18 protein-coding genes are annotated in these 25,617 nt (G+C 39.9%); 7 read left to right on the plus strand and 11 right to left on the minus strand.

Annotation, left to right across the window (positions count from 1 at the left end; translation table 11 throughout):
- Positions 1-463: 463 nt before the first annotated feature.
- Positions 464-2,704, minus strand: coding sequence for a TonB-dependent receptor family protein (locus BVH02_RS08155; RefSeq protein WP_086500918.1), 2,241 nt, complete (start codon positions 2,702-2,704; stop codon positions 464-466).
- A 132-nt stretch (positions 2,705-2,836) separates the two neighbouring features.
- Between BVH02_RS08155 and BVH02_RS08160 the strand changes: the two genes are divergently transcribed.
- From BVH02_RS08160 to BVH02_RS08185, 6 genes are all read left to right on the plus strand, one after another.
- The gene (locus tag BVH02_RS08160) at positions 2,837-4,885 is read left to right on the plus strand and encodes an alpha-L-fucosidase (protein WP_086500919.1); all 2,049 of its coding nucleotides are present in this window, start codon (positions 2,837-2,839) and stop codon (positions 4,883-4,885) included.
- A 103-nt stretch (positions 4,886-4,988) separates the two neighbouring features.
- Positions 4,989-5,561, plus strand: a complete 573-nt coding sequence (locus tag BVH02_RS08165; RefSeq protein WP_086500920.1) for a gluconate 2-dehydrogenase subunit 3 family protein — start codon at positions 4,989-4,991, stop codon at positions 5,559-5,561.
- The gene (locus BVH02_RS08170; protein WP_086500921.1) at positions 5,554-7,272 is read left to right on the plus strand and encodes a GMC oxidoreductase; all 1,719 of its coding nucleotides are present in this window, start codon (positions 5,554-5,556) and stop codon (positions 7,270-7,272) included. Before BVH02_RS08165 ends, BVH02_RS08170 begins: the two co-directional genes overlap by 8 nt.
- A gap of 216 nt (positions 7,273-7,488) precedes the next feature.
- On the plus strand, positions 7,489-8,625 hold the full coding sequence (gene bshA / locus BVH02_RS08175; protein WP_086500922.1) for an N-acetyl-alpha-D-glucosaminyl L-malate synthase BshA: 1,137 nt from the start codon (positions 7,489-7,491) through the stop codon (positions 8,623-8,625).
- 101 nt (positions 8,626-8,726) lie between these two features.
- Positions 8,727-9,356: a sterol desaturase family protein gene (locus tag BVH02_RS08180; protein WP_086500923.1), complete on the plus strand. Its 630-nt coding sequence runs from the start codon at positions 8,727-8,729 to the stop codon at positions 9,354-9,356.
- A gap of 42 nt (positions 9,357-9,398) precedes the next feature.
- Positions 9,399-10,223, plus strand: a complete 825-nt coding sequence (locus BVH02_RS08185) for an NAD(P)-binding domain-containing protein (RefSeq protein WP_086500924.1) — start codon at positions 9,399-9,401, stop codon at positions 10,221-10,223.
- Here BVH02_RS08185 and BVH02_RS08190 read toward each other — a convergent pair.
- Positions 10,220-10,558 (minus strand): tRNA-binding protein, encoded by a 339-nt coding sequence (locus BVH02_RS08190; RefSeq protein WP_086501004.1) that lies wholly within the window; start codon positions 10,556-10,558, stop codon positions 10,220-10,222. The genes BVH02_RS08185 and BVH02_RS08190 overlap by 4 nt on opposite strands.
- A gap of 72 nt (positions 10,559-10,630) precedes the next feature.
- Between BVH02_RS08190 and BVH02_RS08195 the strand changes: the two genes are divergently transcribed.
- Entirely contained in the window at positions 10,631-10,984 is a 354-nt protein-coding gene (locus BVH02_RS08195) for a hypothetical protein (protein WP_086500925.1), read from the plus strand.
- Positions 10,985-11,041: 57 nt separating this feature from the next.
- Here the strand turns inward: BVH02_RS08195 and BVH02_RS08200 are convergent, their stop codons facing one another.
- The 9 genes from BVH02_RS08200 to BVH02_RS08240 form a co-directional block, all read right to left on the minus strand.
- The gene (locus BVH02_RS08200) at positions 11,042-11,776 is read right to left on the minus strand and encodes a 1-(5-phosphoribosyl)-5-[(5-phosphoribosylamino)methylideneamino]imidazole-4-carboxamide isomerase (RefSeq protein WP_086500926.1); all 735 of its coding nucleotides are present in this window, start codon (positions 11,774-11,776) and stop codon (positions 11,042-11,044) included.
- 154 nt (positions 11,777-11,930) lie between these two features.
- The gene (locus BVH02_RS08205) at positions 11,931-12,965 is read right to left on the minus strand and encodes a WD40/YVTN/BNR-like repeat-containing protein (RefSeq protein WP_086500927.1); all 1,035 of its coding nucleotides are present in this window, start codon (positions 12,963-12,965) and stop codon (positions 11,931-11,933) included.
- Positions 12,966-12,976: 11 nt separating this feature from the next.
- The gene (locus BVH02_RS08210) at positions 12,977-13,888 is read right to left on the minus strand and encodes a hydroxypyruvate isomerase family protein (protein WP_086500928.1); all 912 of its coding nucleotides are present in this window, start codon (positions 13,886-13,888) and stop codon (positions 12,977-12,979) included.
- A gap of 2 nt (positions 13,889-13,890) precedes the next feature.
- A complete protein-coding gene (locus BVH02_RS08215; protein ID WP_086500929.1) occupies positions 13,891-15,201 on the minus strand; it encodes a Gfo/Idh/MocA family protein in 1,311 nt (436 codons plus the stop codon).
- Between the two features lie 17 nt (positions 15,202-15,218).
- Entirely contained in the window at positions 15,219-16,178 is a 960-nt protein-coding gene (locus tag BVH02_RS08220) for a formylglycine-generating enzyme family protein (RefSeq protein ID WP_086500930.1), read from the minus strand.
- Positions 16,179-16,229: 51 nt separating this feature from the next.
- Positions 16,230-19,580: a VCBS repeat-containing protein gene (locus tag BVH02_RS08225; protein ID WP_086500931.1), complete on the minus strand. Its 3,351-nt coding sequence runs from the start codon at positions 19,578-19,580 to the stop codon at positions 16,230-16,232.
- Positions 19,581-19,645: 65 nt separating this feature from the next.
- Positions 19,646-21,505, minus strand: coding sequence for a RagB/SusD family nutrient uptake outer membrane protein (locus tag BVH02_RS08230; RefSeq protein ID WP_086500932.1), 1,860 nt, complete (start codon positions 21,503-21,505; stop codon positions 19,646-19,648).
- A 12-nt stretch (positions 21,506-21,517) separates the two neighbouring features.
- Positions 21,518-24,658 (minus strand): SusC/RagA family TonB-linked outer membrane protein, encoded by a 3,141-nt coding sequence (locus tag BVH02_RS08235; protein WP_223271831.1) that lies wholly within the window; start codon positions 24,656-24,658, stop codon positions 21,518-21,520.
- 275 nt (positions 24,659-24,933) lie between these two features.
- A complete protein-coding gene (locus tag BVH02_RS08240) occupies positions 24,934-25,584 on the minus strand; it encodes a Tll0287-like domain-containing protein (RefSeq protein ID WP_086500933.1) in 651 nt (216 codons plus the stop codon).
- Positions 25,585-25,617 lie beyond the last annotated feature (33 nt).

Raw genomic sequence — 25,617 nt, forward strand, 5'->3', positions numbered from 1 at the left:
GTAATTACCACCTAACTACCTCAATCCCACACGTAATTTCAAGTTATATTCAATTTCGTATCCCTCTAATGGCTGATTTACTACCAAACTAAGAGTATTCAATACCGATCGTGCCTTTGGCACTCTATACTATATCGATTAGGTTTCGATACCCAGAATTGCATTCTGGGCTTTTACCGGCCTTGCCTTTAGCAAGGATCCCGCAATACATAGCAAGTTTTATTTTATGGAAAAGTGGTTCGCAGTGAAGCAAGAATTGCCCGTCATTGAGAGACCTAATATCAAAAATAAAAATTATATGATATCCAACTAGGTCGAAGCAATCTCAGTCATAATAACAGATTGCTTCGGAATTGAAAGTTAGGTGGTAGATGAATGTTGTCGATATATTCCTCACAATGACGTGTAACTCGCAATGACGTAGAAATCTATTGTCTTATGTCTAGCTACTAGCGTCTAAAATTCAATACAAAAACGCCACTTTCACCCCACCATACCAATTCTGCGTTGGAGCAGGCTGATAATATCTTCCGCCGAAAGGATTTAGGTCATTACCCAGTGAGTAGCTTTCATTCAGCAGATTGTCCACACCGGCGAAAGCTTCCAGTTCCCACTTTCCAGCAAAACTTTTTGCCCATCCGAAGCGCAGATTCACCAAATTATACGCATCCTGATAAACCGTATTCGCATCGTTGAGCGGAAGTTCGCTGACATATTGATGTGTGAAATTCAAATAGATTCCTGGTTTCGTTCGCAAATCCAAACGAGTAACTAAAGTGGTTTCTGGTACCCCAGTCAGCGCATTTCCAGAAAAATCATTGTCTCCTTTTTGGTAGTCTTTGAACGTGAAATAATTCCCTGTGAATGAGGTTCCAATTTTTAGATCCCGAATGAACGTGACTTCATTTCTAATAAACGCATAGTCAATAGCCGCTTCTATTCCTTTTTGATCCGTGGAACCTACATTTCTGAATAGCACAACACCTTGTGGATTCGTGTAGGTAGTGATCGTTTGATCGAGTATGAAGTAAAATGCAGTCAGGTCCAGATTCAGCTTTCCTTTGCCCATTCTATAGCCGACTTCATAATTGATTCCTTTTTCGGCTTCCAAATCCAGGTTTAGACTTCCTTCATTCGTCCGAACTTCGTCGATTGTCGGTGGAGAAAAGCCGCTGCTAATACTTCCATATACTCCAGAGAAATCATTGAACTGATAATTCAGCGCAAACCTTGGAACGACAATCGGATCGAATTTTCTTGTCTGCAGACCTGTGGCTCCTCCAGAAGCGTCGATTTGTCGATCAATCTCCATGCTGCTGAAATTCTCGCTAAGTGCAAAAGTCAGCATAAAGTCTTCAGTCAAATTCCATTCAGCTTGTTGGAAGAAGAATCCCTGAGTTGCTCTTAATTTATCTGCAAACCTTACTGTGTCTGCTGCTCCATTCACATTTCCGAAATTCTGCGCATCTGTAAGGCTCGTTTGATATTCACCACCTGCGATTATTCTCAGATCTTTTCCAGCCAATTTTCCATCATAAGTGAACTTCGTTCTTCCACCAAATCCAAAGCCCAGTTCCTTCTTATAATCCAAAATGAAAGGATTTTCAAAGTCATTGGTATTCATGTAAAGTGTGGTCGAGTTCTTTATCTTCGGAGAGAATCTATACAAATGTCCAATAGATGCGAAAACAGATTGCTGTGAAATCGAGCTGTTTTGCTTCACTGATCCAGGCCTTGCCTGTGTAGGATCTTCCGCCAGTTGATCTGCATTCAGTGCTCCTGGGATCTGATAATTTAGGTCAGAGATTAACAATTGTGTTCTAATTTCTTGTTTATCAGTAACGGAGAAAAAACCTCCCAACTGAAAGACCTGTCTGTCCATAGCACTGTGCTCACGATATCCATCTGCTTTTTGGCTTACATACGAAGCCTCAAATCCACCATTCCCCACTTGCTGAGAAATCCCTAGCTTGTATCTGGACATCCCAAAATCTCCGACCATAAAATCTGCTGTTACCCTTCCTCCAATAGGATTTGCTTGGCTGTATAAGTTTATCACTCCGCCATTTCCTGCTCCATAGATAGATCCTGATGGCCCTTTTATAACTTCGGCAGTTCGGATGTTGGATAGGTCAAGGAGGTTTAAAGCAGTTGTCCCGTCAGGAGATGTAAATGGAACTTCATTCCAATATACTTTCACATTTCGTACACCAAATGGGGCACGTAGCGAACTTCCACGAATGGAAATTCTATAACTGGCTGTAGCGCGTTCCTCGATGCGGATTCCTGGTTTGGTGTTGAATGAATTGACTATCGAAGTCTCATTGAAGCGGTTGAAATCTTGCTCCGACACTAGCGCTATAGCTGCTGATTGCTCCATAAGTGGACGCTCAGATTCGAATGCGGTAACTGTAATTTCGGAAAGATTGAGTGATTTTTCAACTAATTCAACAACATGTTCTCCTACTCCTAATGAAGCAGAGAAGGCTTCAAAACCCGATTTGAAAAATGTAAAAGTCTGAACTTCTGACCCTGAAAATGCTATGATTCCAGAAAAGTTACTGACTTGATTTTGACCATTATCAGCCCGAACACGCACATTTTCCAGCGGAGTTTGAGTTTTTGAATTCACGACTTTAATTCGGACTTGTGCCTGCGTCATGAAAGAGATCAAAAGAAAAATTATAGTGAATAGTTTACCCATGCTGCAAGGTAAATGCTTTCTCTTTGACAATGAAAAATGAATACACTAAAGGTTAATCTTCATGTTTAAAAATCAGTTTCTATTTCCAAAATTCAGGCAAAAGCCCTAATATTCTGATCTAATTCAATCCTAATGAAAAATACACTCTGGCTACTTCTACTAGTAAGCCTTTCTTTCTGTACTGAAAAAGCAACTCCTCCTGCACCTGTTTTGCCAATTCCAAACGAACATCAAATCGCTTGGCAAGAGTTAGAATATTATGGTTTTATTCACTTCAACATGAATACCTTCTCCGATAGAGAATGGGGTTTTGGTGATGAAAAACCAGAAATGTTTAACCCCTCAGAACTTGATACCCGTCAATGGGCGCGAGTGGCTAGCGAAGCTGGAATGAAAGGTCTGATCATTACTGCAAAGCATCACGATGGGTTCGTAATTTGGCCATCGGCCTATACCGAGCATTCTGTGAAAAATAGTCCGTGGAAAGATGGGCAGGGTGATTTGATCAAAGAGCTAGCGGAAGCTTGCAAGGAATATGGGCTGAAATTCGGAATTTATTATTCCCCTTGGGACAGAAATCATCCTGACTATGGTAAGCCAGAATACATCACCTACATGAGAAATCAACTTAAAGAGTTGCTCACTAATTATGGAGATATTTTCGAAGTGTGGTTTGACGGGGCTAATGGCGGCGATGGCTGGTATGGTGGTGCAAATGAAACTCGAACGGTAGATAAATTTAGCTATTACGGTTGGGATGAGACAATTGATCTGGTTCGTGAGCTCCAGCCTGGTGCTATGCTATTCAGTGATGCGGGTCCCGATGTACGCTGGGTTGGTAATGAGCACGGCTTTGCATACGAGACTACATGGTCAAATCTAATGCGGGATTCTGTCTATGCTGGCATGCCTGAGTTTTCTGAAAAATGGGCAACAGGACAAGAAAATGGAACACATTGGGTTCCAGCCGAAGCAGATGTATCCATTCGTCCAGGATGGTATTACCACAAATATGAGGATCACAAAGTGCGCACCTTACCTCAATTGCTAGAGATTTATTACAATAGCATAGGGAGAAATGCCTCCATGCTGATCAATTTCCCGGTGGACACTAGAGGTTTGATCCATGAAAATGATGTAGAAGCAATCATGAAACTCGCGGAAAAGGTGAAAGAAGATTTTGCTGTGAATCTAGCCTCCCAAGCTGTAGGTACTGCAAGTGAAGATCGTGGAAATGGCTATGAGGTAGAAAACGTATTAGATGAGGATTATGAGACGTATTGGACAATTGCTGACGACTCAAAGGACGCAGAAATTACACTAGAATTTGGGAAAGAAATCACCTTCAATCGATTGCTACTACAGGAATATACGCCGCTAGGCCAGCGCGTGAAAGCCTTTGTTTTGGATAAAGAAGTGAATGGAAACTGGGAAAAAATAGCTGAAGGGACAACTATTGGTTATAAAAGAATCTTAAGATTTCCGGATGTCACAGCAAGTACCATCCGAGTTAGATTTACTGATGGAAAAGACATTCCTGTGATCTCTGAAATTGGGGTTTATAATGCTCCGAAGCTTTTGCTTCCTCCAAAGTCAAAACGCACTCAGAATGGGGAATTGACCTTAACCTCTCCAGACGATGGGCTACTAATCTATTACACTACAGATGGCTCGGAACCTAGTGCTGAAAGTCAAAAGTATGAGTCTCCACTTGACTTGCAGCAAGCTACCACTTTGACGGTTGTGTCTTTAGATCCTATTTCAGGAGGAAAAAGTGAATCAAAACGCATTGACTTGGATGTAGCAAAATCGAAGTGGAACGTAGCAGTTAAGCAAGCTGTAAAAGCGATAGACGAAGATAATGCGACTTATTTCAGCAGTGAAAAAAATGAAATGACCGTTGATTTAGGTGAAACTCTTTCACTAAAAGGATTTACCTACATGCCAATGCAGGCAAGATATCCGAGTGGATTTATCACCAATTACATCTTTGAGGCAAGTATTGACGGCAAGAGTTGGAAGTCGGTTGCTGCTGGTGAGTTTTCCAATATTGCCAATAATCCTATTCAGCAATTTGTACGTTTTGAAGAAGTGAAAGCACGATATATTCGCTTGAAAGCAAGTAAAACAGCAGATGGGAATGTTGCGACCTTCGCAGAAGTAGGTATTCTGACAAAATAAATACGAAATATTAGCTATATAAATACTAACCGTCAAAATCAAAAGAGATGGAATTTTTATTTGATTTGGCTACATTCCACTCCCAATCTTTAAACCCAAACCTATGAACAGACGAATCGCCCTAAGGCATCTTGCGCTCATATCTGGAGGACTTGCTTTAATTCCTTCCTGTGATTTTAGCTCAGATGATATCCTAGCTGCCTATGAGAACCTAAAGGTAACAGCTTCTCAGAAGCAACTTTTGGGATCCATATCAGACACAATTATTCCAGCTGGTGAGTTAAAAGGAGCTCTAGAATTAGAAGTTCCTGACTTCATCTTGGTGATGGTGAACGATTGCATGACCGAAGAAAACCAACAACTCTTTAGCACAGGGCTTGCAGCATTCCCTGATTTTGCTAAAAACACAGCTGGTAAAAAATATGACCAACTCAGTACTAAAGAGAAAGAAGATTTAATTCAAACAGGCATTGACCTTCAGCCGGCAGAAAATTCTGAAGGAGAAAAGGATAAAGCCGTTTCTTATTTCCTGAACACTACCAAGCGACTAACTATGCAAGGATACATGGCTTCTGAATACATTCAGACAGAAATTATTCCTTATTCATTAATCCCAGGCCCATACAATGGAGCTTCCTTAATCTCAGAATCACAAAATCCTAGAATCAATGGCTAATCTGAATATTAGAAATAAACAAGATCGAACATATCAGGCCATTGTCGTAGGTTCAGGAGCTAGTGGAGGATGGGCAGCCAAGGAGTTTGGTGACTTAGGAGTAAAAACGCTCTTGCTCGAAAGAGGAAGAAACGTTGAGCATATCAAAGATTATCCTACCACAAATATGCTTCCATATGAATTTAAACATAGAGGAAAACTTCCTCAGAAAGTTCTTGACGAGAATCCTATTGTAGCTAAATGCTATGCCTTCGGGGAAGATTCAGAGCACTTTTTTGCTAAAGATGCTGAGCAACCTTATATACAAGAGAAGCCATTTGACTGGATCAGAGGATATCAGGTAGGGGGGAAATCTTTGCTTTGGGCAAGACAGGTTCAGCGTTGGTCAGACTATGATTTCGAAGGACCAGCCAGAGATGGATTCGCAGTTGATTGGCCGATTCGTTACAAAGACATAGCTCCCTGGTACAGCCATGTGGAGAAATTTGCTGGAGTTTCAGGGAATAGAGATGGGATAGACACACTTCCTGACGGAGAGTTTTTGCCAGCTTACGACTTGAATATCGTAGAGAAGCATTTTGCCGAAAAGTTAAAGGAAACTTACGGCGGAGATCGTCATATGATCTCTTCTCGTTGTGCGCACATACATGAGCCGAGGCCAGAATTCGCCGCTCAAGGGAGAGCTTCCTGTCAAAACAGAAATCTTTGCCAGCGAGGATGCCCATTTGGAGGATATTTTAGTAGTAATTCTTCTACTATTCCTTGGGCATTGAAAAGTGGTAATGTGACGCTTAGACCCGACTCAGTTGTTCATTCTGTGATATATGATGATGAAAAAGGCAAAGCAACTGGAGTAAGAGTGATCGATGCCCACACCAAAGAAGTGGAAGAATTCTATGCTGATGTCATTTTCATTAATGCGGCTGCGGTCAATTCTAATGCGATTTTAATGAATTCCACTTCCGCTAGATTCCCTAACGGGCTCGGTAATGATAGTGGGGTTTTGGGAAAATATTTTGCTTTTCACAATTATAGAGCTGGCGTAAGTGCTGCTTATGATGGATTTACAGAATACACTACATCTGGTGGTCGCCCTACAAGCGGCTATATTCCTCGATTCCGAAATGTGAAAAAGCAAGAAACAGATTTCCTTCGTGGTTATGCCGGCGGATTTAGTGCTTACCGAGGTGGAGGCTACGTGGCTGATGCTAGAGTAGGTATGGATTTGAAAAACAGTATGCTTAATAAAATGCCTCCAGATGGACCGTGGAGAGTAGGTTCCCACATGATGGGCGAGACTATTCCAAAGGAGAGCAATTACATAGCTTTGGATAAAGACAAACTTGATCCTTATGGCCTACCGACCTTACAATTCAATGTAGAATATGATGATAATGATGAGAAAATGATCATTGATTACCAAGAGCAAATCTCCGAAATGTTCTCTAAAGCAGGTTTTACGGATATTTCTGTTCGTGATGACCATAGAGTTCCTGGCTTGGATATTCATGAAATGGGTGGGGTGAGAATGGGAAAAGACCCTAAAACCTCCATGCTTAATGGAAATCATCAGCTTCATGCCGTACCAAATGTATATGTAACAGATGGAGCTTCCATGACCTCAACGTCAACTCAGAATCCTACGTTGACCTACATGGCCTTTGCTGCAAGAGCTGCTCATCATGCTGTAAATGAAAGTAAAAAAGGATAAAAATTTAATTATTTCTACAGTAAAACCCCTTGGGAATATTTTTCTCTCAAGGGGTTTTTTCATCTAATATGAATAAATTGAAATGCTTAAATGTTCTGATATTCAGGAGTTTTTGTTTTAAATAGTAGGATTATTGCATTAATATTCTCCGATTTGAACAAAATAGGAGTTAATGCGTGTTAAAAAGCAGGTTTATAAAGCAGCCCAAAAAAAATTATGAAAATTGGCATTGTTTGCTATCCGACTTTTGGTGGTAGTGGAGTAGTAGCGACAGAACTAGGTAAAGGATTAGCCAAAATAGGTCATGAGGTTCATTTCATTACTTACAAACAGCCTTCTCGTTTGGACTTTTTCAGTGAGAATTTATATTACCACGAAGTTGATATAAAAAGCTATCCCTTATTTGAGCATGCACCCTACGAACTTGCTTTGGCGAGTAAAATGGTGAGTGTGGTCAAATATGAAAAGCTGGATCTACTTCATGTACATTATGCTATACCTCACGCATCTGCAGCTTTTATGGCGAAGCAGATACTAAAAACCCAAGGAATTCAAATTCCTGTAGTGACTACACTTCACGGAACGGACATTACGCTGGTGGGTAAAGACCCAAGTTACGAGCCTGTGGTAACTTTCAGCATCAATCAGTCTGATGGTGTGACGGCGGTTTCAGAAGATTTGAAGAAAGAGACATATGCTTTCTTTGATATTAAGCGTGATATTGAAGTGATTCCAAACTTCATAGATTTGGATCGGTTCAAGAGACAGAAAAAGGAGCATTTCAAATTGGCTATTTGTCCGCATGATGAAAAGCTAATGGTGCATACATCCAATTTCAGGAAAGTGAAGCGTGTGGAGGATGTGATTCAGGTTTTTTATGAAGTTCAAAAGGAAATTCCTGCAAAATTACTTTTAGTCGGTGATGGACCAGAGCGAGATAGAATGGAGCGACTGTGTCGTGAATTAGGGACTTGTGATGATGTTCGTTTTTTAGGGAAATTAGACGCCGTAGAAGAAGTTCTTTCAGTTGCAGATCTCTTTTTGATGCCTTCAGAAAAAGAAAGTTTTGGTTTGGCAGCCTTGGAAGCCATGGCCTGTGAAGTTCCAGTTCTATCATCCAATGCTGGAGGAATCCCAGAATTGAACGTTGACGGAGTTACAGGTTTTGTTTGTAACATAGGAGATATCCAACAGATGAAGGAAAAAGCCCTCTATATTTTGGATGATGCTAACCTTCCTAGATTTAAAGAAAATGCCCTTGCAAGGGCAAAGGAATTTGATATTTCTATGATATTGCCACATTATGTAGCTTATTATCAGAAAACAATTGCGTTGACCATGGCACAAATTTGATTATTATCTGATTAATGTCAATAAAATCGAGGGGACAAAACGCAGTTTTGAATTACCTTTGTTGAATATCCCTAATTGAGTATAGTTTTATTTAGTAGCGTATGAAAAAGATAGGAAGATTGGATAAGCCAGATAATTTTGGCACCGCCCAAATTTTCTCTAACCCAATTCTTGAGAAAATTTCCAGAACAAATATATTAGTGCCAATTACGATGTTTATCATTCTAGGAATAATTTCTATTTATTTCGGAATTCAAAAAACATCTGTAGGGATAGGTACTGCGATTTTATTATTTGTATTCGGATACATTGGATTTACCTTGGTTGAGTACATGATGCACAAGCATTTTTTCCACATGGAGCCTAATACGCCTATTAAGGACAAATTGCAGTATACGGTGCACGGAATTCACCATGATTATCCAAAAGACAAAGATAGATTAGCAATGCCTCCATTTGTGAGTGCAGCCTATGCAGCAATTTTGTACTTGGTGTTCAAATTGATAATGGGGAATTTAGCCTTCTATTTTCTACCTGGATTTTTGTTAGGTTATGCACTTTATTTGGGCATTCACTATTTGGTCCACGCGATTCAGCCACCTAAGAATTTCATGAAAGTTCTTTGGGTTCACCATGCTATTCACCATTACAAAGATCCTGATGTAGCATTCGGCGTTAGTACGCCCTTATGGGATTATATTTTGGGTACAATTCCCAAGAAGGATAAATAGTACAAACCTCTCAGCATTTGGGAGGTTTTTTCTTTAAGATCAATGACTAAAATCTCTATAATTGGCCTCGGTTGGATAGGTTTGCCTTTAGCTCAGTTGCTTCAAAAAAGTGGGCAGGATGTAGTAGGCAGTACCACTTCAGCACAAAAGCTAGAAAAGTTGAAAGACCAAGGAGTTGAAGCAATTCACTTTTCGCTAGTCCCTTTTCCGCAAGGATTAAGTTTTCAAAAATTATTTAAGAGCGAAGTTTTAGTTATTAATATTCCTCCCAGAACCCGTTCAACTGATGGGAAATTATATTTGGAGCAATTGAAATTTCTGCGAAGCATAGTAGACCAATCTGATATTCAAAAAATCATCTTCGTATCTAGTACCGGGGTATATCCGAATCTTAATCAAGAGGTAGCTTATTCAGAAGAAGAACTGATCACTACGCAAACAGCTGGAAACATTATTCAGTTGAAAGGAGAAGATTCATTTAAGGGGGACAAAGCGCTTACGATTGTTAGATTTGGAGGACTATTAGGTGATGATAGAATTCCAGGTAAGTATGTGGCTGGTCGAGAAAATGTGAACAGCAACAATCGCGTGAATTACATCTACAGAAACGATGCAGTAAGAATGCTTGCTTGGATAATTGAAAAGGAGCTTTGGAATGAGGTGTACAACGGCGTAGCTCATTTGCATCCGACGCGTAAGGAAGTATATGAGAGAAATGTGCTGGATCTTGGACTGGAACCTCCAAAAAGCTACTTGAAGGTATCGGAGGGAAAAGACAGATTGGTATCTGGAAATAAAATTATGAAGACAGGCTTTGAGTTCGACTACCCTAACCCTTTGGATTTTCCTTATTCGATAGAAAGCTAATGTAATCGTGATCCGTTTGGAACAGTCCTCTCTATTGAAGTTAGAACTATATTCCCATCTATATCGCTAAAACCAGTCACCAGGATTTCAGACATAAAATCGGCGATTTGTCTTGGAGCTAAATTGCAGACACAAATTACCTGTCGCCCAATCAAATCTTCATCAGAGTAAAGTGTAGTTATCTGTGCAGATGATTTTCTCAAACCTAGTTCATCACCTAAGTCAATCCAAAGTTTAAAGGCAGGCTTTATTGCTTTTATAAACCGTTCAACCTTCGTTATTGTGCCTACGCGTAATTCTATTTTGTCAAAATCTTTGTAATCAATCGTTTGCATAGTCATTTTTTTTCCTAATTTTAGGTAGCGTTTAAAACCCAATGTAATATAAGAAGGTAACGTACTCCAACAATGATTGAAATAACGAAATATCCTTTTAAGAAACTTGCTATATTCAGCCTATTTGCTGCGGGATTCTGCTTTTTTGCAGGAGAATCGTTGGCTCAGAGCGATAGAGACAAGATGGAGGTGGAAAATACAAAGCCAATAGATAGGCCCAATATTGATCATTCTACAGATATAAAAGATAATTCTTTACAAAGTAACTCAGTGCAACCTTCGGTAATTATTAATAGAGAAAAAGTCCAGCAACCTGTTAAAAAAGAAGGGAATATCAGTGGCGAAGGTAAAAAGTTAGAAACTGTTCCTTCTACATTATCTTTTAATATCTTCCTCTATATAGTGGATAAATTCAAAGTAAATTAAAGGTAAATTTTATTCATACATAAAAAAAGAGACTTTATTTAAGTCTCTTTTTTTATGTCAATTTTCTAAAACAAATGCTTTCAACTCCTCGAGGGTAATCATTCCTTCATAATAGGCACGACCAAAAACGGAAGCCGATACTCCCATATCTTTAAGCCGCTTAAAATCATCGATACCTCTTACTCCACCACTTGCTGCAAGATGAATTTCAGGAAATCTATCTCTAATAGTTTGGAAAAGAGCAAAGTTAGGTCCTTCCATTACCCCATCTCTTGAGATGTCGGAGCATTTCAGGTACTTCAATCCCCTCTGGTAGAAGAAATCTATATGATCAAACAGGTCAATCTCGGTTTTCTTTAGCCATCCTCTAATTTTGATTTTGTTATCAGCAGGATTAATATCAGCAGCCAAATTAATTTTTTCGCGTCCATAGGAAAGTAAAAATTGCTCTAAGCGGTCTGGATGATTTGCGGCTATTGAACTTACGGTAATTGTGGCTGCCCCAAATTCAAAACATTTGATCACATCTCCATGAGTTGATATTCCTCCAGTATAATCAACTTTCAAAGAAGTATATCCTGCAATAGCTTCTAGAATATGGTAATTTTTTGGTTCTCCTCTACGTGCACCATCTAAGTCCACCAGATGAATTCTTTGAATTCCTATTGATTCAAAAGCTTGCGCAATTTCTAATGGATTATTCGAGATCACTTCCTCAGTAGAAAAATCGCCTCTTTTGAGTCTGACACATTTTCCATTAATTAGCCAGACGGACGGAACAATTTCAAACATGTTTATAAAATTCAGAGTGGTTATTGGTAATGAAATTCAAGTTTAAGAATACAGAAAGGTAGTTTTTGGAAACTTCACCAATATGCAAATCTTTTGTAAGTTTTGAATATAAAGTTTAGCTAGAAGTATCTAGTCTGGGATAGTCTTTACAGTTTCAATATCTCAATTTAGCAATTTTTCCTTTAGCGCCAGATGCCCATACCGTACCATCGGCATGTCCCAACTTTACTGCATGGAACCCATCTTCAGAAATAGGCTGCCAATTAAGCCCTGCATCCTTAGAATAATCTGAGCCAGCGGGACCTACTGCAATTAACCATTTTTGCATAGAGAAGTAAACTACTCCAGACCTATAACCTCTAGGACCTTCTTTCGGGACAACCCATTCATTTTTGCTAGAAACATAGACTCCTGCAATACCTTCTAGCTGATCTTCTTTCAAATAATCACCTCCTACTGCTACGATTTCCCCTCCACCCATACTGGTTAAAGAGAAAATGCCCTGTGATGATTCTCCTTGAATAAATGGCGTATCAAATTTTTCCCAGCTTACTCCCATATCTTTTGAAAAATGGAGATTCGATTGCGCCCCTCCAGTTCCCAGCCAAAGTGAGTTGCCCTCTGCAAGCAGGGAGGTAGCACTCGCGGCAAATGCAGCTTCTCCTTCTGCTGCACTAGGAAGTGAATCTACTGGATACCAAGTCTCTCCTTGATTCGCGGTCTGGAGGATAGTCCACTTTCCATTTAATGGATCGCCTATTACAAAACCTCGTGTTGGTGACGAAAAACTTATTCCATCCAAAAAAGCCAAGTCATTTTCTTGATGCTTCAGTATCCAAGATTTACCTCCATCCTCTGTTTTGTAAATTACGGCTGGTTGCCCAGCGGAAACTACCAAAGCACTCATCGCATCAAATGCATGAATAGATCTAAAATCAACTGTGTCCAGCCCTGCTATTATTCCGTGATCCCAATTTTTGCCGCCGTCTATAGTTCTTAGCCATACACCACCGCTTCCGCTAGCCCATGCTATTTCATCAGTGAGTGGAGAAAGACCTCTTAAAGATGCTTCTATAGGCGTCTCAAGAACTTCCCATCCTGTAGGCATGTCCGCTAGATTCTCATCAGATTTTTTGCAGGAAAAAAGCGCTACCAATAATGATAGCGCTAGTAATTTTCTTTTAATCATTTTTTATAAAATCAGACTATATCAACTTTTCGATAGGCTTGGATTAATGCTTTTTCACCTTCTACTCCTGGAGAGGCGTTACCATGCTCCATTCCCATCACACCCTTGTATCCTTTTTCATTGATGAATTTGAACACATTGGTATAATTGATTTCTCCTGTTCCTGGTTCCTTACGTCCAGGATTATCTCCAATTTGAATATAGGCGATCTCATCCCAAGTCTTCTGCATAGTCGCGATGAGGTTACCTTCATTGCGCTGCATGTGGTAGACATCATAAAGGATTTTGCACGCAGGACTATCCACTGCCTTACAAATCATGTAAGACTGATCAGCATGACGTAGGAAAAGATCAGGGTTATCACTTAATGGCTCCATCACCATTACTAAACCCTCTTTCTCCAATACTTCAGCTCCACGCTTATAGGCTTCTATGACATTACCTGTCTGCACGCCCATGGGTAGATTCCTTTCGAAATAGCCTGGAACCACGGTCATCCATTTTGCGCCAACTCGCTTTGCTACTTCTACAGATTTCTTACACGTATCCACAAATAAGTCTTCATGCTCTTTCTTTCCTGTGGTAAGGGCTGTCTTCCAGTTTTCTCCACCTTCTATGACAAAAACACCCATTCTCATGCCCAATGATTCTAGCGTTTTGCCAATAAGCGTTTGCTCTTCTACAGATCGTTTGAGCATATTATTATCCTCTAATGATCTGAAACCTTGGTCTGCCATGAACTTTAACTCATCGACAATACCACCTGGTGCGGAATTTTTAAACATTCCGAAGTGGGGAGCAAAGTCCATATTGAAAGTTGGCTCAGCTTTTCCTGCCGCAAATGCTGGCATAGTCATCGCTCCAGAAACACCCAAAAGGGTGCTTCCTAGGCCAACTTTTTTTATAAATCCTCTTCTTTCCATGATTAAATAACTTTGGTTTTTCCAGGAATAGCATGAGGATAATATCCATCTGCTCCAGGTAATACTTTAGGCATAGCATCCCAAGCAAGTTTCTCAGGCATTAAATCAATAGTACCATTGATGGCTTCATCGAAAGTCAACGGCTTACCAGAATAGGTTGCATACCTACCCATGATTGCAGTCATTGTGCTATTTGCAGCATTGTGGGCATCAGCAAATTTGTATTCTCCATTGAATAATGCAGCCCAAAGCTGATCATGCTCAACCTGGTAAGGGTTAGGCTGGTTTTTACGATCATGCTCATAAAGAACATTACCTTTCCAATCTTTCAGTGTGCCATAATTACCAGCACTTAAATAAGCTGTTCCTTTGGTGCCTTGGAAGCTTTCATCGACGCGGTTTTGTGCACCTGGGAAGTGACGACATTCACTGTGAATCACAGATCCATCAGCATATGTATAGGTTAATACATGGTGATCATAGATCTCACCATGTTCTTTTCCGGTACGGATAAGGCGACCTCCAGTTCCTTCTGCTTTCACAGGAGGACCTTGTTTTACCCAGTTGGCGACATCAATGTTGTGAACATGTTGCTCGTTGATATGATCTCCGCATAGCCAGTTGAAGTAGTACCAGTTTCTCATTTGATATTCCATCTCTGTTTGGCCAGGCTGACGCTCACGAACCCAAACACCACCATCGTTCCAGTAAACTTGACCATTGATGATTTCACCAATGTCTCCATTATGAATACGCTTGATAGTTTCTATATAATTCGCTTGGTAATGCCTCTGAAGACCTACTACCACGTTTAATTTTTTAGCTTTTGCTTCTTCAGCAGCTTTCAATACTTTTCTAATACCAGCTGCATCTACTGCTACTGGCTTTTCCATAAACACCTGCTTTCCCTGTTTTACAGCTTCTTCGAAGTGCATAGGTCTGAAGCCGGGAGGTGAAGCAAGTATCACTACGTCCGCCTGTGCTATTGCCTCTTTGTATCCATCGAAACCAACAAATTTCATTTCCTCTGAAACAGCAAGTTTTTCTGCGTATTTTTCGTTCAAAGCATTATAAGCAGTATCCAACCGGTCTCTGAAGGCATCTGCCATTGCCACTATTTTGATATTGTGACCGGTAGCTAATGCCTGAAAAGCAGCTCCAGTACCACGACCACCACAGCCAATCACTGCTAGTTTCAATTCGTTGACAGGAGCAGCATAGGCGCCCGGCAATACAAAATTAGAGGCCATCAATCCGCCAGTAAGTAAAGCGGAGGTTTTGATGAAATCTCTACGTGTGTTTTCGATTTTCATAAGTATAGGTTAAGGGGTTAATAATCAGTTATTGGTTTGGCTTGGTAATAAGCCATAATTTCTTCTGGACTAGGAGGGGAAAGTGGTCGAACTAATCTCAAGCCTAAGAATGGAGCTTCTGGAAACCACCATTGACTTTTAGGGATTTGTGGATCAATTCGTTTCCAATCTGGAGAACTTATAAAACGCTTGGTCGAACTCAATTCGGAAGTCTCTGTATCGTAGCTACCGCCACGGACCACTCTAGGATAGAGCTTAGTCGATGGGTTTGTAGGATTATCTGATGTAGATGATGCGTAGAACTCAGGATCATATTGATCTGAAGTCCATTCTAGCACGTTGCCATAAATATCGTATAGCCCCCAAGGGTTTGGTTTCTTTTTACCAATAGGATGTGTTGTCTCAGCGGAATTCTCTCTTATCCAAGCATAGTCACCTAATTGAGTAGGGTCGTCTCCATAAAAAAATCGAGTTGTAGACCCTGCCTTAGCAGCATATTCCCATTCTGCCTCAGTAGGAAGTCTATAGAAAATTCCAGTTTTAAGATATAGCCAATGGCAAAATTGGATAGCTCCATACTGAGTCATTCCTATTGCTGGCTTACCTTCTTTTCCCATCCCAAAAGTCATATCCAAATAAGGCATACTTGGTCGAGTCAATCCATCGACGATCTCACCTATTGGACCTTCAGAAATTGCCAATTCATAGTTTTTATCCAAGAAAAGCTCAAAAGCATCCCAAGTCACTTCATGGGTGCCCATCCAGAAGGGAGCTATTTTTACTTTATGAGCTGGCTTTTCATCTGCTTGACTGTCAGAACCCATGGTATAGGTTCCTTCCGGAATAGCTGCCATTTGAAAAGTAACTTCAGTTCCTGGGATTTTCTGTGTATAGGATTCAAAGTTGGAATCATTATCATCAAAGCTCATCAGCATTAATGCTCCTATGGCTATGTATTTTGTATTCGTATTAATCATGATTGAAGAAAAATTCTTTAACATTAAATATACTCGTATTGTATTTTGTATTTAGTCCGTTTTTGATGGATGGAAAGAAAAGATGCTTACAGTAGAATCATCCAAATATAATAGCATCATCCCATTGTTTGTCAATATTTTACGTATGTTCCCTCTGATATTTAAGCCACTTTGAGATTTAGGGGTGTTGGTAAATTCTCCGGCACCATTTCCCAGCAACACTACTCCGTGGCTAGCATCATATTTACCAAAATACAGTTTACCGTATCCCGTATTTCCTCCAAGTACCATATCCAAATTCCCATCCCCATTTACATCCATCGCTTCGGAGGCAAACACAGGAGAGAACTGCGTTTGAATAGGGAGCGCTTTTGACTCAAATTTACCCGCTGCGTTTCTGACAAAATAAGTAGTCTCTAGGCGGTTAATGAAAATGGAATTTGCTCCCTCACGCTCTTGAGCAGTGAAAAGCTCATTCATCTTCACGTTGGAGAAAGACTTGAAGTCTAAGTATCTTTTCTTAAGAAAAAGGACTTGGCCTAAAATCTCGTCCCTACTAGCTGCCGGATATTTTTCACCTTGAGTGAAATATCCTAGAAAAGCATCAATCGATCCATTTGAATCAAAATCCTTATAGAGAATTTCTGCTGATTGAGAGCTACTCGCTCTGATCTGTGAATTTGTCCCGAGGTTTCCTGCCAAAATCTCCACATTTCCATCTCCATCCCAATCTGCTAAAGTCAAATTATTCCAGAATCCAAATTCATGCTTTTCGAAGAAATTCAAGGTGGTTTCTTTCCATTTATTTTCTTGGAAAGAAAAAATCTGAATTGGCATTGCCTCCCCTAATAGGATCAATTCTGGCTTTCCATCTTTGTCCAAATCGGTCATCCCAGAATCGGTTAACATACCAAGATTGACGAAAGTTGGAGCAAGATCTTTTGTCTGATCAGAGAAATTCCCTTTGCCATCATTGATCCAGATCCTTGCGCCTAGAGAGGTGGGGAATTGTCCTGGGATTACTCTAGCACCTACGAACAAATCTGGAATGCCATCAAAATTGAAATCCCCAACTTTCACAGTTCCTGTAGGGAATGCTTCATTTGGAAGTGCTTCTTTTGCTAAGATGAAATTACCTTTCCCGTCATTCAGATATAGCCGATCTCGCAGTGCATCATCGCCAAGATTGAATTCATACACTCCACCACTTGCCACATACAGATCTAAATATCCATCTCCATTAGCATCAAAAGAATTTGCATCCGAATCTTCGGAGTTAGCAGCTGAGGTAAAACTGCTCGATTTCTGCTTTACAAAAGTTCCATTTGAACTTTGGAAGTAAATAGAAGCTACAGCATTTGATCCAGCGCCAACAAACAAATCTTCTCGTCCATCACCGTTTAAATCAGCGAGAACCATCGCTTTGCCATTTCCAGAAATAGGATTGATCAGTAGTGGTTGTCTTTTATAATCATTGAACTGTCTGCCTTTTTCAGTAGCCAATCCAGCCTTCTCTGTCAACAAATAAGTAGTGGATTCTGGCTTAGGAATGGAAAAATTTGTAGCGTCACTTTCACTCACATGCAAGGATTGATTTGCAGCAACATTATATTTCTTCGAAGTTTTTCCCCCAGGCCAAGTGATTATCAATGAGTCTATTTCTGAAAATTCACCGAGTCCAAAATGCAGGGTAGATGTCACCGACGACTGATATCCTCGATATGGGTTTTGCTCCAAAAATTGAATATTCGCTCCTGTGAAAATATTAACTTTGGCTCCAAAAGCAGAGGAGTTTGAACCTAGACCTGTAAGCTTCAACTTCAAATAATTCCCGCCATTTTGCTGAGCTGCTTGATTTTCATAGATCGAAGCCGGCGAGTTGATATTGTTGATGATAAGGTCTAAATCGCCGTCATTGTCGAGATCACTATAAGCTGCACCACTACTATTTGCAACCTGATTGATTCCCCAGGCTTTGGTTTGATTTTGAAAGGATAGGTTTGTTTTGTTTTGAAATATGTAATTCGTCAAATTAGATGAGGGCATGTTTTTTACTAAATTCAGCAAGTCCTCACGCTTTAATTGTCCTCCTGAGGTTTGAACATAATTGTCCATGTACTTCAAAAAATCCTGGTTGTTGTAATCACGTAAATAGCCGTTGGTGATGAAGAGGTCTTTCCAACCGTCATTATCAAAATCAGCAAAAAGTGAAGACCAACTCCAATCAGTATTGGATATTCCTGCTAGTTGTCCAATTTCCTGAAATGTGCCATCTCCTGAATTTATATGTAGCATATTTCGCATGTACTGGTGGTGAAATCCTTTGCTTACATTCAGTTCAAAAAGCTCAAAATTATCCGGAGCAAGCAGAAGTTTTTGTCTTTCATTACCCTCAGGCAGCATGTCAAGCGTGAAGATGTCCACCAAACCATCGTTATTGATATCAGCAATATCGTTTCCCATAGAGAAATGAGAAGTGTGTCCTAGCCGCTCGAGGATTTCATCTTTGAATGTCCCGTCTTTCTGGTTTATGTACAGATAATCTGGCATAGAGTAATCATTGCCAACATAAATGTCCGGCCAACCATCCTGATTTACATCTGCTATGGCTAATCCAAGGCCATAAGAAAGGCTAGAGCTAGAAATTCCAGCTTTTTGGGTGATTTCTACAAATTTCCCGTTTTTATTTTCAAATAGCTGTGAACCAGCTTCATGTTTTTCCTTAAGTAGCACCTTTGTCAAATTCACATCCTGATTCTGGATGGACTTTGTATTGTGATTTAGGATAAAAAGATCTAGATCTCCATCGAGATCAAAGTCAAAAAAGCTTGCTGAGGTGCTTGGAGAATTAGATGCTATTCCATATTCTTCGGCCATTTCCTTGAAAATAGGAACGCCATTTTCATCATTTCCCTGATTTACAAAAAGTTGATTTTTTCGCTTCTCAGGAGGTAAATTCCCTGAGTAACACTGATAGATGTCTAATTTATTATCACCATTTATATCGACCAACACAACACCCGTTTTCCAAGGCCCAGATCTTCCAAGTACTCCGGATGCATGAGCTGTTTCTTTGAATTTGAGGTCACCTTGATTAAGGTATAGTTGATTGCCACTTACATTGGCAGAAAAATAGATATCCTCCAGTCCATCACCGTTAAGATCTCCCACAGCTACACCGCCACCGTTGTAGAGGTACTCATACATGAGGACGTTTAGATTGAGGGTTTCTTCGATTTTATTGGAAAAAGTGATCCCCGTCTGTTCTGGAGCCAACAAATTGAATAAAGGAGGAGTATTTGATTCGCTGAGGGATTCAGTATTTGCTATTTTATCCGACTCAGAGCAGGATATTGCAACCATACTGATTAACAAAGCTGAAAGTAGATTTCGGTAATGCATAATTTAAAATAATCTAAGCCACCCCAAATGGAATGGCTTAGATCAAATTTATAAGAATACTCGCTTTATTCTATTCCAGGATTCTGGACAAGGTTAGAATTTCTGTTAATCTCATCTCTATGAATTGGGACGAAATACATTTTATCCAACCAAGTTCTATTTTCTTTTCCTGGATCAATAGGAAGAACTTTGTAAACATAGTTGTATATCGTAGGATCATAGCGATAAGTAGCAAGCGTCTTTCCTGGTTTAAATGTACCAGTGATATTTATGATATTCGCTTTACGACCCAAAGTCTCATTTGCTATCATCCAACGACGTGTATCATGGTATCTTTGCTCCTCGTAAGCCATTTCAATACGTCTTTCATTTCGGTAAGCTTGTTTCAGAGCATCTCCTGTAGCAGTGACAGCTGGCTGACCTACTCTAAATCTTATTTGATTCAACCAAGCTTTAGCTTCAGCTTCCTGACCAAGTTCGATAGAAGCCTCTACATAATTTAATACAGCCTCCGTATAGCGTAAAATAGGCCAAGGAATTTGTTGCCATGTATTCTGATCAACGATTGCTGAGCTTGGATCAGTGAATTTTCTGATATAGTATCCTGTGTAACTGCCATTCCAATCCTCTATAGGACTATTTCTAGTGTCTAGACCGAAATGAGTTTCTACAGATCCAGAGCTATTAGTTTTCTCATACGTACCTGATTGAATTTGACCCAAAGGATCTCTAGACTGGTTGGCAGAGGATCTAGGTTTCCACTGAGATCCGTCGTACAGGATAGATGCGTAAAAACGAGCATCTCTGTTTTCATAAGGAGCAGCTGCATGCACAGGATTATTCCAGTCAAACTTGGTTCCATCCATCATTTCATAGTCGTCTACTAGCAATTGTATTGGGCTATTTCCGGCCCAGTTATTATAGCCATTAGGACCATTGAAAAGACCTTGACGTCCACCATTTTCTTGTTTAGCATTTATAAAATACCTCGCCATGATCAACTCTTTTTCTCCACCATTTCTAGATAGAGAGTTGTTCATGTAGTTGGTGATGCCTTCTGCGTGTGAAACAGGCGCAGAAAGACCGTACAAATTACCAGATCCTTTTGATATCACAGCCAAAGCAGCTGCTTGAGCTTTCTGCCATCTTTCAGTTCTGTTCCCGCTAGTATAAGCTATCAACTCTAAATTTTTGTAACCAGCTAGAGTTGCAGACTTGCTTGATGCTGTAGGGCCATCATGGAGATCACTAGCTGCATATAATAGCACTCGTGACTTTAACGCCAGAGCTGCTTTTTCACTAGCTCTACCTGCAGCCATACTTTTTCCGGCCAGCAAAGTAGCAGAAGCATCCAAATCTGCAACTATGAAATTAACAACTTCCTCATAAGTAGCTCTTGGTGCCTCATAAGTTTCCTCGCCTAATCCATAAGGACGATCAACTAAAGGAACCCCGCCATAATACCTTAGTAATTGCTGGTAATAATAAGCCCTCATAAATTTGGCTTCACCTAGCAGTTTGTCTACAACTCCGCCATCATTTGGAAATTTTGGATCTGAGAGATTTTGGATTGCTATGTTTGTTCTACGAATGAAGCTATACATATTGCTCCAACTGTAAGTGTTGTTAACCCAACCTAGGTCAGCTGAGTTTACTCTAGACTCTGTCACAGTCGTAATACCACGTCCAGGGTGAGTAAACATAGCCTCATCAGTCAGAGAAGCAAGCATCTGCTCGTCAAATCCTCCATTACCAAATCCTTGGTAAGAACCAGTCACAAATGCCTCTGCTAATGCAGGGTCAGACCATACGGCTGATTCTGAGATTTCAGTTAATGGTTCTGTGTTAAGGAAATCACTATTACAGCTGGCAATAGTTAAGCTTGCCGCTGCTAGTATTATTAAGTGTTTTATATTTCTTTTCATTTTTTGTGTTTTTTAGAATGAAACAGAAAGACCAGTGTTCAGCACCCTAGCTTGAGGATAATACTGCCCAGTAGCAGCGTCAGACTCAGGATCATACACTTTCGTCTTACTCCATGTGATTAGATTAAGTCCATTCACATAAAAACGTGCATTTTTGATTCCAATTCTCTCGGTAATACTCGAAGGAATATTGTATCCAATCTCTACGTTCTTCAATCTCAAGTAATCAGAACTTCTAAACCAATAATCGTTTCCTGAAGAATAGTACTGATCATTTCTATTCGCAAGTCTTGGATCTACACTGCTCGGATTATCAATAGTCCATCTATTATCATAGACGTCAGATAGGAAATTACCGATATTACCAGACTCTCCCGCACTAATGTACTGTCTCGCTCCGGCTGCACCTTGTACCAAGATAGATAGATCTAAACCTTTCCAGTTTGCAGTAAAGTTGACACCGCCTTGGAAAGTTGGGATTGTATTTTGGTCTAAACGAACTCTATCGTCAGGAGTAATTTTACCGTCACCATTGTAATCCTTATACTTCATATCACCTGGACGTAAAGTATTGGTGATCGCTTTATAATCTAACGTTTCAGCATCGATTGATTGTTGATCAGGGAATACCCCATCATACTGATAAACTAAGCCGGTATTCATAGGTCTTCCAGTTGACATTTGCCATTCTGGAGCTCCTGGTGATTCATCCCAGAATAGTATATTATTCTTGGCATAGCCACCATTTACGCTAGCAGAATACTGAAATTCACCTTTGCCTCCTCTTATACCGATGTTTAAGTCAAACCCTTTGTTTTCTACCTCACCAATGTTCTCTGCAGGAAGGTTAAGTCCAGTAGACTGAGGGACAGAAGCATTTCTTTGCCACAGGATATTTGTACGCTTGTTATAGAATAAATCAAATTCGAAGAACATCTTACCTTGAAGAAACTGACCTTCAAATCCTAAGTTGGAATTGTTTGCAATTTCCCAAGTAATAGCTTCATTAGGAACTCTTGTTTCGAATAACGTTTTAGTCTCAGATCCACCAATGATGTACGAGTTAAATCCGTAGGTAGATAGGTATTGGTATTCTAATAAACTACCTCCACCATACGCAATCTGATCATTACCTAACTGACCCCAAGAACCTCTGATTTTGAAGAAGTCAAAGGTCTTACCCAATGAATTTTTCCAAAAACTCTCTTCAGAAACAACCCATCCTAACATCAAGCCTGGGAAGAAACCAAATCTAGTATCCTCAGGGAAGATGTAAGATCCATCGTATCTCCAAAGGAATTCAGCTAAATATTTCTCTTTGTAGTTGTATGCAACTCTACCGAAATAATTCAAACGAGCTCTGTTAAATGCTCCACCACCGTTATCTTTTTGAAGGTCACCACCAGCAAACATTTGATCGATTGCAGTTGAAATAAAGAATCTTCTATAAGCATTGAAATTATTACCTTCAATAGTCTCACGGTTTACACCCGCTACTATGTTTAAGCTGTGAATGTCATTGAACTTCTTATCGTAATTGAGGACCCCGCCTAATAATACATTCAATTGTTGCTCAGTAGATTCTCTCAAGTTTGGCTCAGCAGGACCTCTTTTGCTTGGAACCAGTACTGGTGTAACACCATCAGCTTCAAAACCACTTCCTTTTTGATACAAAGTCCAAGGAATCTGCCAAGTTTTGGTGGCCTGTATATACTTATCAACTGCTGCAGTTCCAGTAAATTTCAAACCTTCTACTCCAGGTATTTTGATTTCCAAAGTACCTGTAGTCTGAATGTAGTCTCTCTTATCTTTACCGTATCCAGATAGATCAGTTGTAATCACAACTGGATTTTCACCGTTTTCGATATCAGGACCTGGTAATCCATTTGGCCAATATGCTGGCTGATTTGGCTTACCTCTCATTTGCATACGGAAGATTGCATTTACACTTCTAGTTGGTGAAGATCTCAGCTCTTCCCTTGCTAATATGCCGATACCTACTTTTACATACTTATTTACATTTGCATCCAAATTGATACGGAAATCGTATTGTTTATAGCCTGTAGCAGAATTCTTGTAGTATCCATCTTGATCTTGATAGCCTAGGGAAGTTAAGTATTTCACATCCTCACTACCTCCTACCAGCTGCAGATTATACATGCTTTGAGGAGACCAGGTTTTAAGTGTCTCGCCATACCAGTCGGTGTCAGGATAGTTCCATTGATCAGTACCGTTTTGGTACAACTCTATTTCATCAGGAGAATATGGTGCTTTTCTTACCTGACCATTTGGCCGAGTGTATAGTCCATTTTGCTTATAAGCTGCATTGGCTGCTGCCCATTCTGAAGTAGGAAGCGCATAAATATCTAATTCATTCAGCGAATTTGCATATTCTGCAGAATTAGCCAAAGCAGGAAGCAATGCGGGCTGAGCCCAACCCTGATTTACTTGAAAGGTCAACTCAGGAGCACCTACTGAACCTCTTTTAGTAGTTACAAGGATTACACCGTTTGCAGCTCTTGATCCATAGATCGCTGCAGAGGCATCCTTCAATACAGAGATACTTTCGATATCATTAGGATTAATTCGATCCAAACCACCCGCTCTTGCAGGAATACCATCGATTACTATCAAAGCACTGTTGTTACCAAGTGTATTAGATCCACGAATTCGAATACTTGATCCGTCATTACCAGGCTCACCGCTTCTATTGACTGCTACTACACCCGCCATACGACCGGCAATTGAGTTTGAAAGATTCAAAGCAGGTGACTTGGTTAGTTCCTTACCTTTTACAGAAGATACTGCTCCTGTAATTGTTTCCTTTTTCTGCTCACCATAACCTACTACAATCACTTCTTCTAGTGATTTAGTATCTGGTAGTAAGGTGAGATCAAAAGTAGTTTTAGACCCAACTACAACTTCCATCTGAGTAAAACCAATAAATGATAATACTAGGACATCCGTTGGACCAGAAACATTAAGTGAAAATTTACCGTCAATATCTGTGACAGTTCCATTTGTTGTGCCTTTCACGAGGATAGAGGCACCTGGCAAAGGTAAATTGTCCTCTCCAGAAATTACTACACCAGACACCTCCCGGGTCTGTGCTAGTGCTGTGCTAAACAGTCCAAGACATAAAATTAATGTCATGCTGAATAGCTTTAAATGAGTAAAGTTTCTCATTGGCATAGGGGTTTATTAGGTAATTAATAAAATTTAACAATCTAATGTCCCTCTATGCATTTGTAAAAGCAAACTGTTTCAGTGAATAATTTCCTCAACCTTCACATATAAGTCCATTTTCTTTTGTCTAAACAGCAAAAAATAGATTATTCTTAGAGTGGTTGGACAATTTGGCGAATTTGATGGGTTTCATTAAATTAAAAAAAATAGAAAACGATTCAATTGTGCAATTCAATCGTTTTTTATAATCGATTGACTACCGATTTTTTTGGAAGTCTTAAAGACCACATTCCCCTCAAATCTCCCACATTAAAATCTCTTGCCATATCCTCAGAATAAATGGAATCTATCTTACTTAATACGGATGCTTCTATTTCATTTGAACTTCCATGACATGCCAAACAAAATTCTGAAGAAATAACAATTGCCTTTGTATACAGCAAAATCTCTCCACCCTCGATTTTTTGGATATTGGGATTATTTTCTATTCCGTTTTCTGCATTATATTGGTAAGCTTCTAGAATTGGCAACTCTTCTTCTGTAGGTAAATTAGCTTGGTTCCTGGCTTTAGTTGAAGTTCGTCTGATTGATACTCCATATTTATCACTTAGGTCTTTTACTATTGGACCAGCATTTACATCACAAAATGCTACAGCGCCAAAAGTACCCTTTTCGGATACGGCCTGATGTAGACTTTCCATCAGCTTCTGCTGAGCTTCACTACTAATTGAGTCTCCCCAGATCATAGCCTCTTGGGTGATGTCGGAATCAGAAAGCTTCTTAGCTTCCATAGAGCTATTCACTTCATCAAACACACTTTTAGAAATTCGCTCTTGTGGTCCACATGCAATCAGAAGAAAAGAAAAAATTAGAAAATTTAGGAGTTGCTTCATGAGGAGAGGTAGGTATTACTAGATAAAACTACT

The organism is Algoriphagus ratkowskyi (assembly GCF_002150505.1).
GTDB lineage: Bacteria > Bacteroidota > Bacteroidia > Cytophagales > Cyclobacteriaceae > Algoriphagus > Algoriphagus ratkowskyi.

Coding starts and splice junctions, on each gene's coding strand:
- BVH02_RS08155 (WP_086500918.1), bottom strand. CDS start 2,704: ATGGGTAAACTATTCACTATAATTTTTCTTTTGATCTCTTTCATGACG.
- BVH02_RS08160 (WP_086500919.1), top strand. CDS start 2,837: ATGAAAAATACACTCTGGCTACTTCTACTAGTAAGCCTTTCTTTCTGT.
- BVH02_RS08165 (WP_086500920.1), top strand. CDS start 4,989: ATGAACAGACGAATCGCCCTAAGGCATCTTGCGCTCATATCTGGAGGA.
- BVH02_RS08170 (WP_086500921.1), top strand. CDS start 5,554: ATGGCTAATCTGAATATTAGAAATAAACAAGATCGAACATATCAGGCC.
- bshA (WP_086500922.1), top strand. CDS start 7,489: ATGAAAATTGGCATTGTTTGCTATCCGACTTTTGGTGGTAGTGGAGTA.
- BVH02_RS08180 (WP_086500923.1), top strand. CDS start 8,727: ATGAAAAAGATAGGAAGATTGGATAAGCCAGATAATTTTGGCACCGCC.
- BVH02_RS08185 (WP_086500924.1), top strand. CDS start 9,399: ATGACTAAAATCTCTATAATTGGCCTCGGTTGGATAGGTTTGCCTTTA.
- BVH02_RS08190 (WP_086501004.1), bottom strand. CDS start 10,558: ATGCAAACGATTGATTACAAAGATTTTGACAAAATAGAATTACGCGTA.
- BVH02_RS08195 (WP_086500925.1), top strand. CDS start 10,631: ATGATTGAAATAACGAAATATCCTTTTAAGAAACTTGCTATATTCAGC.
- BVH02_RS08200 (WP_086500926.1), bottom strand. CDS start 11,776: ATGTTTGAAATTGTTCCGTCCGTCTGGCTAATTAATGGAAAATGTGTC.
- BVH02_RS08205 (WP_086500927.1), bottom strand. CDS start 12,965: ATGATTAAAAGAAAATTACTAGCGCTATCATTATTGGTAGCGCTTTTT.
- BVH02_RS08210 (WP_086500928.1), bottom strand. CDS start 13,888: ATGGAAAGAAGAGGATTTATAAAAAAAGTTGGCCTAGGAAGCACCCTT.
- BVH02_RS08215 (WP_086500929.1), bottom strand. CDS start 15,201: ATGAAAATCGAAAACACACGTAGAGATTTCATCAAAACCTCCGCTTTA.
- BVH02_RS08220 (WP_086500930.1), bottom strand. CDS start 16,178: ATGATTAATACGAATACAAAATACATAGCCATAGGAGCATTAATGCTG.
- BVH02_RS08225 (WP_086500931.1), bottom strand. CDS start 19,580: ATGCATTACCGAAATCTACTTTCAGCTTTGTTAATCAGTATGGTTGCA.
- BVH02_RS08230 (WP_086500932.1), bottom strand. CDS start 21,505: ATGAAAAGAAATATAAAACACTTAATAATACTAGCAGCGGCAAGCTTA.
- BVH02_RS08235 (WP_223271831.1), bottom strand. CDS start 24,658: ATGACATTAATTTTATGTCTTGGACTGTTTAGCACAGCACTAGCACAG.
- BVH02_RS08240 (WP_086500933.1), bottom strand. CDS start 25,584: ATGAAGCAACTCCTAAATTTTCTAATTTTTTCTTTTCTTCTGATTGCA.